This window comes from Streptomyces sp. G-G2, from assembly GCF_030063135.1.
In the GTDB taxonomy this organism is placed as follows: domain Bacteria; phylum Actinomycetota; class Actinomycetes; order Streptomycetales; family Streptomycetaceae; genus Streptomyces.
On the sequence record NZ_JASISO010000001.1, the window covers coordinates 156,583 to 169,732 of the forward strand.

Consider the following 13,150-nt stretch of genomic DNA (forward strand, 5'->3'; position numbering starts at 1 on the left):
GCGCCCCCCGAGCGCGCGAACGCCCCCTGCCGCCAACGGCGGCAGGGGGCGTTCCGGAACGGCCCCGAGCGCGGCTCAGAAGAGCCGCAGTTTGTCGTCCTCGATGCCGCGCATCGCGTTGTAGTCGAGGATCACGCACTCCATGCCGCGGTCCGTCGCCAGGACGCGCGCCTGCGGCTTGATCTCCTGCGCCGCGTAGACGCCGCGGACCGGTGCGAGGTGCGGGTCGCGGTTGAGGAGTTCGAGGTAGCGGGTCAGCTGTTCCACGCCGTCGATCTCGCCGCGGCGCTTGATCTCCACGGCCACCGTGGCACCCGAGGAGTCCCGGCACAGGATGTCGACCGGCCCGATCGCCGTCATGTACTCGCGGCGGATCAGCGTGAACCCGTCACCGAGGGTCTCGATCCGGTCGGCCAGGAGCTCCTGGAGGTGCGCTTCCACGCCGTCCTTGATCAGGCCCGGGTCGACGCCCAGCTCGTGGGAGGAGTCGTGGAGGACTTCCTCCATCGTGATGATGAGCTTCTCGCCCGCCTTGTTGACGACGGTCCAGACACCCGCGTCGTCCCCGGTCCCCTCCTTGAGGGTGCAGGGCGGGGACATCCAGTTGAGCGGTTTGTACGCCCGGTCGTCCGCGTGGATCGAGACACTGCCGTCGGACTTCACGAGGATCAGACGGGGTGCCGAGGGCAGATGGGCGGTGAGCCGGCCCGCGTAGTCGACGGAGCAGCGGGCAATGACGAGACGCATGGTCGGCAACGCTACTCGACCGACCCGCCTCCACGCGATTCGCCCCCGAAAGCCCCGTTCGCGGATGGCGCGTTGTATGCGCATTCTCCTGGTGCGGTACCCACCGGGCGCCTACCGTGGTGAGCGGGAGGTCGCCGTGCGTGCACGCTGCGTCGCGGTCTCCCTTCCCTGCCCGTAAGACTCCGGTCACCAAACGGCCGGGGTCGCGAGAGGAGAACCCATGTCGCTCGACGTCTCACCGGCCCTACTTGAACAGGCCGAGCGAGGCGAGGTCGACGAAGCCGCTTTCGTCGACTGCGTCCGGACCTCCCTGCCTTTCGCCTGGGAGATGATCAGTTCGTTGGTGGCCCAGCTGAAGGTTGACGGCGGCGAGTTCGCCGACAACCAGACGCCGCCGCCGAACGAGCAGGCGCGCGGCCAGCTGCTGCGCGCACTCGCGAGTGATGCGATACGTGGTGCGCTGCAGCGGCACTTCGGGGTGCGCCTGGCATTCCAGAACTGTCACCGTGTAGCGGTGTTCCCCCTGGATTCCTCCGTGGATGACCGGCTGGCCAAGTTCACTTCGATCAGGGGCCAGCTGCTCAACCAGTCGCCGGAACTGCGGGACTGCTAGTGACTTAGTACTTCGCTGCCGCTCCGTATCGCGGGAGGTGCGACTGATACCGGAGCGGCAGCCGTAGTCAAGGCCGCGCCAGGCACGGCCCCCTGGCGGCGAGGCGCACCGCCCTGGCCTCGCACGGCTCAGCGGAGCAGCGGCAGTACCTCGGTGCCCAGGCGCTTCACGTTCTCCTCCGTGCCCGCGAGATCACCGGATCCCTCCGCCAGCAGGGCGAAGCGGTTGATGCCCGTCCGTCCGGACGTGGCCGCCAGCCGGTCCGCCGCCAGCTCCGGGGTCCCCACGGGGTGCAGCTCGCACAGCAGCTCCGTGTACGCCACGGGGTCCCGCATCGCGCGGACCCGGCCGTCCACCGTCACGTGCGCGTCCAGCCCCTGTTTGAGCCACCCCGGCATCGCCTTCAGCAGCGTCTCGCGCGCGTCCGCCGTCCGGTCGGCCAGCTGGCAGATCCCGGCCGACACGTGCCCCGCCGCCTCCACGGCCTCTCGGGCGTGCCCGGCGGCCAGCGCCTCCCGCCGCCACAGCGCGACCATCGCCGCCTTGTCCTCGTCCCCGCAGTGCATGCCGAGCAGCATCGGCAGCAGCCGCTCGGCGGCGAGCCGGACCGACGCGGGGGAGGTGCACGCGACGATCACTTCCGGTCCCGTTCCGTGCCCGTCCAGGGACTCCGCGGGACGCGGTACGACGGCCACCTCGCGGAACCCGTACCGCTGCCCGGGACCCCCGTCGGCGCCCACGCGCGGCTCGGTCAGCCACCGCCGCAGCAGGTCCAGGGCCTCCGGGAACCCCCGTTCGTACGCCTCCAGGCCGCCCCCGAACACCTCCAGGTCCACCCAGGGCCCGCCCCGGCCCACCCCGAGGGTGAACCTGCCGCCCGAGGTGAGGTGCAGCAGGGCCGCCTGCTCGCCGAGGGCCACCGGGTGGACGTTGGGCAGCACGCTCACCGCCGTCCCCACCCGCAGCCGCCGGGTCCGCCCGAGCAGCAGGGCCGCCAGGGTCACCGCCGACGGGCACACCCCGTAGGGGACGAAGTGGTGCTCGGCCAGCCAGACCGAGTCCAGCCCGGCCTCCTCGGCCACCTCGGCGGTCCGTACCGCCCGGTGCAGGGCCTCTCCCGGCCCCTGGCCGGGGAACTGGGCCCCCAGTACAAACGCTCCTACGCGCATCGCCTTCTCCTCCTCGCGGCTGACGCGGCCTCCCCAGGTGGACCGGCTTCGTTGAACACCGTCTGTCGGCAACAACGTCTGACACGTGCCAAAGGCACGGCCTGACAGGAAGGTTATTGGGATTGTCGGGGAATCGTCTTCAGTCACCCTGATGCCACCCTGCGGGTACCGGGGCTCGCTGCGCGTAGTCTGGGAGAAAGTCCTGCCCGTCCGCTGATCCGTGAGGTATACGTGTCACCGCGCCACAACCGCCCTCGCGGCGGCGAGAACCCAGTCGGCCGAACGGACTCGGACGCGGCCCGCGGCTCGGGGCTGGAGCGGTACGGCCTGGAGCGGACCGAGGAGTACCAGGGCGAGGTGTGGAACGTCCGGCACGTCGCGGGCGCGAGCGCCAGGGGCAAGCGCTACCGCTGCCCCGGCTGCGACCAGGAGATCCTCTCCGGCACCCCGCACCTGGTGGCCTGGCCCGAGTACGGCGGCGTGGACGACCGCAGGCACTGGCACAAGGCCTGCTGGAACGCGAAGGACCGCCGCACCTCGCGGGTGCAGCGGTCGCGTAACGCTCCCAAGTACTGACCGGGACCGGTGCGGACCGGGACCGGTACGGACCGGACCCGCCTCGGGCCCTCACACGTCGCGGCGGCCGACCACCACGTACGACCCGGCCACGGCGGCTCCCGTCAGCAGCACGAGCAGCCCCAACTGGGCCATCTTGCTGGGCAGGTCACCCATCCCGCTGTTGCTCGGCATGCCGAAGAGCTCCATCAGGGCCACCGGCGCGTTGTACTCCAGGACCGCCCGCCCCAGCGGCTGCGACGCCTCCCAGATGCTGAGCATGCCCCCTATCACCGGCGGCAGCGTGACGATTCCGAGCATGACCGCGATCGCTCCCGCCGAGTGCCGCACCAGCGCCCCGACGGCGAGTGAGAGCACCCCGAGCAGGGTCACGTAGGAGCTCGCCAGCAGCGCCGAGCCCCAGTCGGAATTGCTGTGCGCACCGGCCGCGGGGCCGCCGTGCACGATGGCCGTGGTGATCCCGACCAGGAAGATCGAGCCCGCGACCGTGAGGAAGGCGACCGCGCCGAAGACGAGGTACTTGGCGGTGAGCACCCGGTGCCGGTCGGGGGCGGCGCCGAAGGTGGTCCGGATCAGCCCGGTGCCGTACTCGGAGGTGATCGTCAGGACCCCGAGCACGATCACCGCGAGCTGGCCGGCCAGCAGACCGAACAGCGCGGGTCCGGTGAACGGCATGCGCTCGTAGTTCACGTCGGAGGTCTGGACGATGACGCCCAGCCCGATGCCGACGACGGTCACCACCAGCGAGCCGATGGTCCACAGGGTGGAGCGCACCGAGATCAGCTTGGTCCACTCCGAGGCCACCGCGTGACCCAGGTGCGGACGCGGGGTCGGCAGCGGGGCCGTGGTGCCCGTCGCGCCCGGCCGGGGCGTACGCGTCGGCGGGCCCGCGGGGGTGCTCGTCGGCGGGGTCATCGGGGATCCTCAGGAGTGGTCTCGGTCTTGGTCCGAGCAGCGCCGGCCAGGTCGCCGGGGCTGCTCGGCATCAGGAAGGACGGCGCGGGCGCGCCGCCCTCCGCCGGGGGCGGAGGCGCGTACCAGCCCTCCGTGGGGACGACGGGGACCTGCGCGGCCTCCTCCTCCCAGACCGGCACGCTCGGCGGCTCCGGCTCGAACAGCTCGGCCCGCGGGTCGTCGGTGGAGGTGTACTCGACCGAAGTGTGGGTCATCCGCATGTAGGCCTCTTCCAGCGAGGCCTTGTGCGGGGACAGCTCCCACAGCCGTACGCCGCTCCCGTGCGCGAGGTCGGAGATGCGCGGCAGCTCCAGCCCGGTCACCCGCAGGGCGCCGTCCGGTTCCTTGAGCACCCGGGCGCCCGCACGGGCCAGTGTCTGCGCGAACGCGTCCCGGGCGCGGGCGGTGCTCGCCGCGCCTGCCGGTGTGGCCGCGATGTCTGCTGTGTCTGCTGTGTCCGTAGTGTCCGCGGTGCGCACCCGAGCGAATCCGGCCGAGTTGTGCGCGATGAACTCCTGCACGCCCATGGCGGCCAGCAGCCGCCCGCGCCCGATCACGATCAGCTGGTCGGCGGTCACCGCCATCTCGCTCATCAGGTGCGAGGAGACGAGGACGGTCCGGCCCTCGGCGGCCAGCTGCTTCATCAGGTTGCGGACCCACAGGATGCCCTCGGGGTCCAGGCCGTTGACGGGCTCGTCGAAGAGCAGCACCTGCGGGTCGCCGAGCAGCGCCGCCGCGATGCCGAGCCGCTGGCCCATGCCGAGCGAGAAGCCCTTGGCCCGCTGGCGGGCCACGTCCTGGAGGCCGACCACGTTCAGCACCTCGTCCACGCGCTTCTCCGGGATCCCGGAGAGCTGGGCGAGGGCGAGCAGGTGGGTGCGGGCCCGGCGGCCGCCGTGGACGGCCTTGGCGTCCAGCAGGGCCCCGACGGTGCGCTGGGCGTTCGGCAGCTCGCGGAAGGGCCGGCCGTTGATCGTGACGCGGCCCGAGGTGGGCCGGTCCAGGCCGACGATCATGCGCATGGTGGTGGATTTCCCGGACCCGTTGGGTCCCAGGAATCCGGTCACGTGACCCGGCCTGACCTGGAAGGAGAGCTGGTCGACGGCGGTCTTGGCGCCGAAGCGCTTGGTCAGGCCGACTGCCTCGATCATTCCGTGTCCCTTGCCAGGCGGGGCGAGATTCGCCCGCGTAAGGCTTAAGAGGATATCGAGGCTCGTGCGGTTCCGTCGTGTCCCGATCCCTGAGATACCCCTGAGGCACCCCCGAGACGAGGTCCGGGGCCGTCCCCGAGAGGACGGCCCCGGCGGCCCGGATCCAGTGGATCAGGCGTCGCGGTTCTTGAGGATCACGCGTCGCGGTTCTTCAGGACGAGGTAACCGCCGAGTACGGCGGCCAGCACCCACAGCACCATGATGCCGAGGCCGCCCCAGGGACCGTAGGGCGGCGTCGCGCTGTCCATCGCGCCCGGCACCACCTGCATGATCTTGGAGCCGGCCTGGTCCGGGAAGTACTGCGCGATCTTGCGCGTCGCGCCGACTGCCCCGAGGATCGGCGAGACCAGGAAGAAGAACGGCATCAGGATGCCGAGCGAGAGCATCGAGCTGCGCAGCAGGGTGGCCACGCCCATCGAGAACAGGGCGGTCAGGGCCATGTAGAGCCCGGCGCCGACCACCGCGCGCAGGACGCCGGTCTCGCCGATGCCGATGCTGTGGCTGCCCAGGATGGCCTGGCCGAGGAAGAAGGACAGGAAGCTGGTCAGCAGGCCCACGATCAGCGCCAGCACGGTGGCGGCGGTGAGCTTGGCGAGCAGGAAGTTCGCCCGGCCCGGTACGGCGGCCAGCGAGGTGCGGATCATGCCCGTGCTGTATTCGCTGCCGACCACCAGCACACCGAAGACGATCATGGCGAGCTGGCCGAGGGTCATTCCGGCGAAGCTGGCCAGGGTCGGGTCGAAGGTGAGCTGTTCGCCCTGCTTCATGTCTTTGAAGGTCGCGTTGAAGACCGCGCACAGACCGGCGCTGACGCCGACCGTGACGACCAGGGCGGAGATCAGGGTCCAGATGGTGGAGGAGACCGTACGGATCTTGGTCCACTCGGACCTGAGGACGGCGGGGAAGGAAGCCATGGTCACTCGCCGCCCTTGTGCCGCGCGTCGAACCCGGCGCCCCAGGCGGGGACGTCGGCGGGCCGGGCCGGATTGCCGGCCGGGCCTCCGGGCCCGCCGGGCAGCCCGAGGGCTCCGGGCGCTCCGGGCGCTCCGGGCGCTCCGGGTGCTCCGGGTGCTCCGCCCGGCCCCGGCGGCCCGCCGGGACGACTGCCGGGCGCGTGGGCGTGGTACTCGACCGAGTCGGCCGTCATGCGCATGAACGCTTCTTCCAGTGAGGCCCGCTGCGGGCTCAGTTCGTGCAGCACGATCTGGTGCTGCGCGGCCAGCTCGCCCAGTTGCTCGGTGCTCATGCCGTCGATCTCCAGGCAGCCGGTGCCCGGGACGTCGATCGCCGCGATGCCCGCCTCGTGCAGGACGTCCTTGAGCCGCTCCTGCTGCGGGGAGCGCAGGCGGACGTAACTGCGCGAGTTCCGGTGGATGAAATCCGCCATCGAGGTGTCGGCGAGCAGCCTGCCCTGACCGATCACGATCAAATGCTCAGCGGTCACTGCCATTTCACTCATCAGATGGGAAGAAACGAAGATCGTCCTCCCCTCGGCGGCCAGACCCTTCATCAGATTGCGGATCCAGAGAATTCCCTCGGGGTCCAGACCATTGACGGGTTCGTCGAACATCAGGATCTCCGGATCACCGAGCAGTGCGGAGGCGATGCCGAGCCGCTGCCCCATGCCGAGTGAAAATCCTTTGGACTTCTTCTTCGCGACCGCCGACAGTCCGACCAGGTCGAGCACCTCGGAGACCCGGCGCTCCGGGATCCGGTTCGACTGGGCGAGGCACAGCAGGTTGTTGTAGGCGCTGCGGCCGCCGTTCATCGCTTTCGCGTCCAGCAGCGCACCGATGTATTTCAGCGGTTCCGGCAGATCCCGGTAGTGCTTGCCGTCGATCCGGACCGACCCGCTGGTCGGGTTGTCGAGGTCGAGCATCATGCGCATGGTCGTGGACTTCCCGGCCCCGTTGGGGCCGAGGAAGCCGGTCACCACCCCCGGTCTGACCTGGAAGCTGAGGTTGTCCACGGCGGTCTTCGCGCCGAATCGTTTGGTAAGGCCCTCAAGCTCGATCATGCGGCCACGCTAGAACGAGCCAGGGCCCTGCGCCACCTCAAAGAGGCGACACAGGGCCCTGGCCCACGGGGTTTCGCTACCGGCGAGTACCTTCTGTCAGGTTCAACCGGTTGGCGGTAGGGGTGCCGACGAGGTGTCAGCGGCTCTGCTGGGCCGGGACACCGCGGGTGACCGGCTCGTCGTCGATCGGGGAACTGGCCGCGGCCACCGCCGCGCCGGTCAGCGTCGCGAGCATCTCGCGGACGTTGGTCAGCTGCGCGTTGATGGAGTCGCGGCGGTTGGTGAGCGCCGCCAGCTCGCGCTCGGACTCGCTGCGGATGCGGTCGGCCTTGGCGTTGGCGTCGGCCACGATGTCCTCGGCCTGGCGCTGCGCGGTCTCCACGGTCTGGCGGGCGCGGCGCTCGGCGTCCGTACGGAGCTTCTCGGCCTCCAGGCGCAACTGCTCCGCGCGGTGCTCGATCTCCGCGAGGCGCTTCTCCGCCTTGGCCTGGCGGCCCGCCAGGTCGCGCTCGGACTGCTCGCGGCGCTTGGCCAGGTTGGTCTCGAAGTCCGCGGCGGCCTGGGCGGCCTTGGCGCGGGTCTCCTCGAAGAGCGCGTCGGCCTCCTCGCGCTTGGAGGCCGCGTCCTTCTGGGCCTCGGAGCGCAGGGTGGCGGAATCGCCCTTGGCCTTCTCGACGATGCGGACGCCCTCGTCCTCCGCCTTCGTCTTGCGGTCGACCGCGAACGACTCGGCGTCGTTGCGCACCTGCTGGGCGGCCGACTCGGCCAGCTCGCGGTGCTGCTCGGCCGCGCGGCGGGCCTCCTCGCGCAGGTCCTTCGCCTCCTCCTCGGCGAGCCGCAGGATCTTCTCGACCCGGGCGCCGAGACCGGCGTACGACGGCTCGGCGTCGTTGACCTGGGCTTGGGCGTTCTGCGTCTCGAGGTGGAGTTCCTCGATCCGCTTCTCCAAGGAGTTGATGCGGGACAGGGCGCTGTCACGGTCGGCGACGATCTTGGTAATGCGGTCGTCCACCTGACCGCGGTCGTAACCACGCCGCACGAGCTCGAAGCCGAAGGGTGAGGAAGTGTCGCTCATGGGGTTCCTGTCGAATGAGACCGATGAGGTGCTACGTGAGGTGTTAAGGGGAATCCTAGGCGCCGGAGCGGCGTGTCATCGAGTCAATCCACGTTTGATCTGCACAATGACACCCCTTTTGAGTGGCAAGGCGACAGAATGCTTGTCACCCGTTCGCTTGAACCTCCATGAGGAGCACACATCTTCAGCACCGGCTAGCCCTCTGACGTCTTACCACCCGAACGTGCGGAACCTGCCGACGCTCCCGCCTTCACTCCACCCGAGGCCGAACCGCCCCCGGGCTTTGCGCCACCCGAAGGTGCCTCGAATGATTCCAACGCCTCAAGTACGTCCTGGACACGGGAGATCTCCGCCTGAATGTCCTCGCGCCTGCGCACCAGGACCTCCAGCTCGCGGCGCCCCTCGTCCACCAGTTGAGCCGCCTCGGCCGTCGCCTCCGAGCGGATTCCCTCGGCCTCGCGGACCAGTTCGGCCTTCTTCTGCTCGGCCTCCTTGAGCAACTGCTCGGCCTTGCGGACCGCGGCGATCCGGACCTTGCCCGCCTCGCTGCTCGCGTCCGACACCAGCGCCTTGGCCTTCGCCTCGGCCTCCCGGCTCTGCTCGGTCGCCGCCTTCACCAGCTTGTCCACGCGCTCACCGGCCGACCGCATCTGCTCGGACGACTCCCGGCGGGCCCGCTCGTGCAGCTCCTCGACCTCGGCCTCGACCCGGCCGCGCAGCTCCTCCGCCCGCTCCCTTATGGCCGACGCGTCCGTGCGCGCGCCCACGAGCAGCTCGTCCGCGTCCGTACGGGCCTGCTCCACCACCGAGTTGCCCTCGACGGTCGCCTCCGAGGTGATCCGCGCGGCCTCCTTGCGGGCCGCGTCGACCATCGCGTCGGCCTGCTCCTCGGCCTGCGTGGTGGCGGCCAGCGCCGCCGCCTGCGCGTCCGACGCCAGCTTCTCCGCCTCCGAGGACGCCTCCGAGATGAGCCGGTCCACCTGCTCCGCGGCCTCGCTGCGGCGCTTGTTGGCCGCCTGCCGGGCCTCGTCCAGCAGACGCTCCGTCTCCGTACGGGCCTCCGTGCGCACCCGCTCCGCGTCGGTGGCCGCCTCCGCCTTGACCCGCTCCGCCTCGGCCCGGGTCCGGGTCGAGTGCTCCTGCGCCGACGCCAGGGCCTCGGACGCCTCGGTGCGCAGCCGTTCGGCCTCCACCGCTGCCTCGCCGACCGTGCGTTCGTTGTCCTTGCGGGTCAGCTCCGTGAGCTTCGCCGCCTCCGCCGAGGCCTCGCCGATGAGCCGGTCCGCCTGCTCGGCCGCCTCGGACCGCAGCCTGTTCGCCTCCGCGCGCGCATGGTCCAGGGTCTGCTCGGACTCCCGCTCGGCCGACGCCAGCGTCTCGGCCGCCGCCGCCGTGACCCGCTCCGCCTCCGCGGTGGCCTCGCCGATGATCCGGCCGCCGTCGGCGCGCGCCTCCTCCAGGGTCCGGGCCGCCTCGGCGGTGATCCGCTCCGCCTCCGCGGTGGCCTCGCCCACCAGGTGGTCCGCCTGCTCGGCCGCGGTGGTCCGCAGCTGCCCGGCCTCGGTGCGGGCCTCGTCCAGGAGGGCCGCCGCCTCGGCGCGCAGGGCGTCGGCCGCGACCGTCGCCTCGCCGACCGTGCGTTCGTTGGCCGCGTAGGTCTCCGCGGTGAGCCGCTCCGCCTCGGTGGCGGCTTCGCCGATCAGCCGGTCGGCCTGTGCGGCGGCCTCGGTGCGCAGCCGTCCTGCCTCGGTACGGGCCTCGTCCAGGGTGCCCGCCGCCTCGGCGCGGGTGGCGTCCGCCGCGGCCACGGCCTCGGCGGTGAGCCGGGCCGCCTCCGCGGTGGCCTCCTCGGCCGTCAGCGCGTTCGCCGCCAGGGTCCGCGCGGTGTGCGCCTCGGCCTGCTCGGTCGCCTCGGTGACGATCCGTACGCCCTCGGCGCGCGCGGACTCCAGGGACTCCGCCGCCTCGCCGCGGATCCGGTTCGCGTCGTCACGGGCGTCGGCGCGGGTCCGCGAGGCGTCCCGCTCGGACGCGGCCAGCGCGTCCGAGACCTCGGTGCGCACCCGCTGCGCGTATTCGGCGGTGTCCGCGCGCAGCTGCTCGGACTCGGCGATCGCGTCGCCCACGGTCCGCTCGGCCAGCGCCTTCGCCGCGTCCGTCTCGACCCGCGCCTCGCCGCGGATCCGGTTCGCGTCCTCGGTGGCCCGCTCCCGCTCCGCGTACGCGTCGGAGCGGACCCGGTCCGCCTCCTCCTGCGCCTCGGTCCTCGTGCGCTCCGCGGAGTGCTCCGCCGCGCTGCGCAGCCCGGCGACCTCTTCGTCGGCCTGCTCGTGCAGCCCGGCCACGGCGTCGCGCACCTGCCGCGCGGTGGCCTCGGCGGCCGAGACCACCTCGGACGCGCGCCGCTCGGCCTCCTCGGTCAGCCAGACCGCCTCGGCGGTGGCCTCCTCGGAGCGCTTGCGGGCCTGCGCGAGGAGTTCCTCGCTCTGCTCGCGGGCCTGCGCCCGCTCGCTCTCGGCCTCCGTACGGGCCGAGGTGAGGGTCTCCTCGGCCTCCCGGCGGCGCCGGGCGGCCTCCTCCTGCGCGGCGGCCAGCGCCTCGGCGGCCTCCGCGGCGACCCGCTCGGCCGCGGTCTTCGCCTCGGCGCGCAGCCGGTCCGCGGTCTCCTGGGCCTCGGTGCGCAGCCGCTCGGCCTCCGTCTCGGCCTCGGTGCGCAGCCGTACGCCGCTCTGCTCGGCCTCGGCGCGGGCGCGCCCGGCGTCCTGCGCGGCCTCGGTGCGCAGCCGCTCGGCCTCGGCCTCGGCCTGCGCCTGGAGGGTGCGGATCCGCTCCGCCGCCTCGGCGCGCAGCCGGTCGCTCTCCTCGGTGGTCTCGCGGCGGACGTTCTCCGCCGCCGCGCGGGCGTCGCGCAGCGTCTGCTCGGCGCCCGCGAGCCGCCCCTCGGCGTCCTCGTGCAGCCGGACCAGCTCGGTGTCCGCCTCGGCGCGCTTCGCGGACAGGGCCCGCTCGGTCTCCTCGCGGCGCGCGGCCACGGCCGCCTCCGCCTCGGCGTACAGGGCCTCGGCCCGCTCCTCGGCCTCGGCGCGCAGCCGCTCGGCCTCGGCGCGGGTGCGCTCCAGGGTCTCCTCGGCCTGCTTGCGCAGGGTGGTGGCGCGCTCGACGGCCTCGCCGCGCACCCGTTCGCTCTCGGCGGAGGCCCCGCCGCGCAGCTCGTCCGCGTCGGCCTTGGACTTGCCCAGCAGCTCCTCGGCGGTCCGGGCCGCCTCCTCGATCTGCTGGACGGCCTCGCGGCGGGCCTCGCCACGGATCCGCTCGCCCTCGGCGACGGCCTCGGCGCGCAGCTGCTCGGCCTCGCCGCGCAGCCGCCGGGCGTCCGCCTGCAGCTCGACCGTACGGGCGCGGTACTCCTCGGTGTCGTCCTTCGCCGCGCCCTTCAGCTCGTCGGCGGTGGCCGCGGCCATGGCGCGCAGCCGCTCGGCCTCGGCCTCCGCCTCGCCGCGGATCCGCTCGGCCTCCTCTGAGGCGGCCCGGGTGGTCGCGCGGGCGTCCTCGGACGCCTTGTCGAGTACGTCCTCGGCGGCGCGCGCCGCCTTCGCCAGCTGGGCGGCGGTGTCCTCGGCGGCGGCCGTACGGGCCTTGTCGCCGGCCTCGGTGGTCACCCGCTCGACCTCGCCGCGGGCGTCGGCCAGCAGCTGCTCGGCCTCGGCCTTGAGGACGTCGGCCTCCTTGGTGGCCTCGCCGACGAGCCGGGCGACCTGCTCCTTCGCGGTGCGGGTGCGCTGCTCGTTGACGGACTCCACCGACGCGAGCTGGCGGGAGGCGCTCTCCTTGGCCTCGCTCAGCAGCCGCTCGGCCTCGGCGCGGGCCTCGCGCAGCGCGCCGTCGGCGTCCTGCACCCGCTGCTCGGCCACCCGGCCGAGGTCCAGGGTCTGCTGCCGGGTCTGTTCCGCCTCGGCGGAGGTGGAGGTGCGCAGCCGCTCGGCGTGCTCGGTGGCCTCCTGGGCCTGCGCGGAGGCGGCGGTCAGCAGCCGCTCGGCCTCCTTGCGGGCACGCAGCAGGGTGGTCTCGGCCTCGGTGCGGGAGGCCTCGGCGTCGGCGGTGAGCCTGCGGCGGGCCTCCTCGGCGAGCCGGGCGGCCTCGGTGCGGGCCGCGTTCAGGGCCTGCTCGGCCTCGGCGCGGGACTCGTCCATGAGCCTGCGGGCCTGGGACTCCGTACGGGCGCGCAGCTGCTCGGCCCAGGCCACGTTCTCGTTGACGTGGGCCTCGACCGTCTGGCGACGCTCGTTCAGCTCCTGGTCCAGGCGCTGACGCCGGTTGACGGCCTCGCTGTGCAGCTCGGCCTGCAGGCGCGCCTGGTGCTCCGCGTGCTCCTGGAGGATGCGCTGGGTCTGCGCCCGGGCGTCGCGCAGTTCGCGCTCGGCGTCCGAACGCATCTGGTCGGCCTGGATCTGGGCATTGCGGAGCAGCTGCTCCGCCTGGTAACCCATGTCCGCGCCGTCGTAGGCGGGGCGGGACGCGAGACTGCGGCGCACCTCATGGAGCTTGGCGCGCAGCACCTCGACCTGGTACCCCAGGTCCTCGGCGTGCTGGACGGCCTTCCCGCGCTCCTTCTTCAGCCGCTCCATCTCGGCCTCGAAGCGCGAGAGATGGTCGACCTCGGCCTGATGGCTCTCCTGGCTTTCGTAGCCCCGCACAGCGCGGTCCCATCCGTCCCCTGGTCGCAAGCTCACTCCCAAATGAGCATCGTCCGCCCGCTGAACGACGCCCCCGGGGAATGGTGTCAGATGC

Annotated in this window: 10 protein-coding genes; 2 read left to right on the forward strand and 8 right to left on the reverse strand. The window is 72.5% G+C overall.

The window, feature by feature from the left end:
• Nucleotides 1-75: 75 nt before the first annotated feature.
• Nucleotides 76-747: an endonuclease NucS gene (nucS, locus tag QMF80_RS00745; RefSeq protein ID WP_283448580.1), complete on the reverse strand. Its 672-nt coding sequence runs from the start codon at nt 745-747 to the stop codon at nt 76-78.
• Nucleotides 748-967: 220 nt separating this feature from the next.
• Between nucS and QMF80_RS00750 the strand changes: the two genes are divergently transcribed.
• Nucleotides 968-1,360, forward strand: a complete 393-nt coding sequence (locus tag QMF80_RS00750; protein WP_283448582.1) for an SCO5389 family protein — start codon at nt 968-970, stop codon at nt 1,358-1,360.
• 128 nt (nt 1,361-1,488) lie between these two features.
• Here QMF80_RS00750 and QMF80_RS00755 read toward each other — a convergent pair whose 3' ends face one another.
• Nucleotides 1,489-2,529: an LLM class flavin-dependent oxidoreductase gene (locus QMF80_RS00755; protein WP_283448584.1), complete on the reverse strand. Its 1,041-nt coding sequence runs from the start codon at nt 2,527-2,529 to the stop codon at nt 1,489-1,491.
• Nucleotides 2,530-2,760: 231 nt separating this feature from the next.
• Between QMF80_RS00755 and QMF80_RS00760 the strand changes: the two genes are divergently transcribed.
• Entirely contained in the window at nt 2,761-3,105 is a 345-nt protein-coding gene (locus tag QMF80_RS00760) for an Rv1322 family protein (protein ID WP_283448585.1), read from the forward strand.
• A 51-nt stretch (nt 3,106-3,156) separates the two neighbouring features.
• Here the strand turns inward: QMF80_RS00760 and QMF80_RS00765 are convergent, their stop codons facing one another.
• From QMF80_RS00765 to scy, 6 genes are all read right to left on the reverse strand, one after another.
• Nucleotides 3,157-4,020: an ABC-2 transporter permease gene (locus QMF80_RS00765; protein ID WP_283448586.1), complete on the reverse strand. Its 864-nt coding sequence runs from the start codon at nt 4,018-4,020 to the stop codon at nt 3,157-3,159.
• Nucleotides 4,017-5,210: an ABC transporter ATP-binding protein gene (locus QMF80_RS00770; protein WP_283448587.1), complete on the reverse strand. Its 1,194-nt coding sequence runs from the start codon at nt 5,208-5,210 to the stop codon at nt 4,017-4,019. Before QMF80_RS00770 ends, QMF80_RS00765 begins: the two co-directional genes overlap by 4 nt.
• A gap of 194 nt (nt 5,211-5,404) precedes the next feature.
• Nucleotides 5,405-6,184 (reverse strand): ABC transporter permease, encoded by a 780-nt coding sequence (locus QMF80_RS00775; RefSeq protein WP_283448588.1) that lies wholly within the window; start codon nt 6,182-6,184, stop codon nt 5,405-5,407.
• 2 nt (nt 6,185-6,186) lie between these two features.
• Nucleotides 6,187-7,287 carry an ATP-binding cassette domain-containing protein gene (locus QMF80_RS00780; protein WP_283448590.1) on the reverse strand — a complete coding sequence of 367 codons (1,101 nt, stop codon included), beginning with the start codon at nt 7,285-7,287 and terminating at the stop codon, nt 6,187-6,189.
• 136 nt (nt 7,288-7,423) lie between these two features.
• Complete coding sequence (locus tag QMF80_RS00785) at nt 7,424-8,362, reverse strand: coiled-coil domain-containing protein (RefSeq protein ID WP_283448593.1); 939 nt, start codon at nt 8,360-8,362, stop codon at nt 7,424-7,426.
• Nucleotides 8,363-8,556: 194 nt separating this feature from the next.
• Nucleotides 8,557-13,056: a polarized growth protein Scy gene (gene scy, locus QMF80_RS00790; protein ID WP_283448595.1), complete on the reverse strand. Its 4,500-nt coding sequence runs from the start codon at nt 13,054-13,056 to the stop codon at nt 8,557-8,559.
• Nucleotides 13,057-13,150 lie beyond the last annotated feature (94 nt).

Excerpts from the sequence above, each read along its gene's own strand:
- QMF80_RS00770 (WP_283448587.1), bottom strand. The coding sequence starts at position 5,210 with ATGATCGAGGCAGTCGGCCTGACCAAGCGCTTCGGCGCCAAGACCGCC.
- QMF80_RS00780 (WP_283448590.1), bottom strand. The coding sequence starts at position 7,287 with ATGATCGAGCTTGAGGGCCTTACCAAACGATTCGGCGCGAAGACCGCC.
- QMF80_RS00750 (WP_283448582.1), top strand. The coding sequence starts at position 968 with ATGTCGCTCGACGTCTCACCGGCCCTACTTGAACAGGCCGAGCGAGGC.
- QMF80_RS00765 (WP_283448586.1), bottom strand. The coding sequence starts at position 4,020 with ATGACCCCGCCGACGAGCACCCCCGCGGGCCCGCCGACGCGTACGCCC.
- QMF80_RS00755 (WP_283448584.1), bottom strand. The coding sequence starts at position 2,529 with ATGCGCGTAGGAGCGTTTGTACTGGGGGCCCAGTTCCCCGGCCAGGGG.
- nucS (WP_283448580.1), bottom strand. The coding sequence starts at position 747 with ATGCGTCTCGTCATTGCCCGCTGCTCCGTCGACTACGCGGGCCGGCTC.
- QMF80_RS00775 (WP_283448588.1), bottom strand. The coding sequence starts at position 6,184 with ATGGCTTCCTTCCCCGCCGTCCTCAGGTCCGAGTGGACCAAGATCCGT.
- QMF80_RS00785 (WP_283448593.1), bottom strand. The coding sequence starts at position 8,362 with ATGAGCGACACTTCCTCACCCTTCGGCTTCGAGCTCGTGCGGCGTGGT.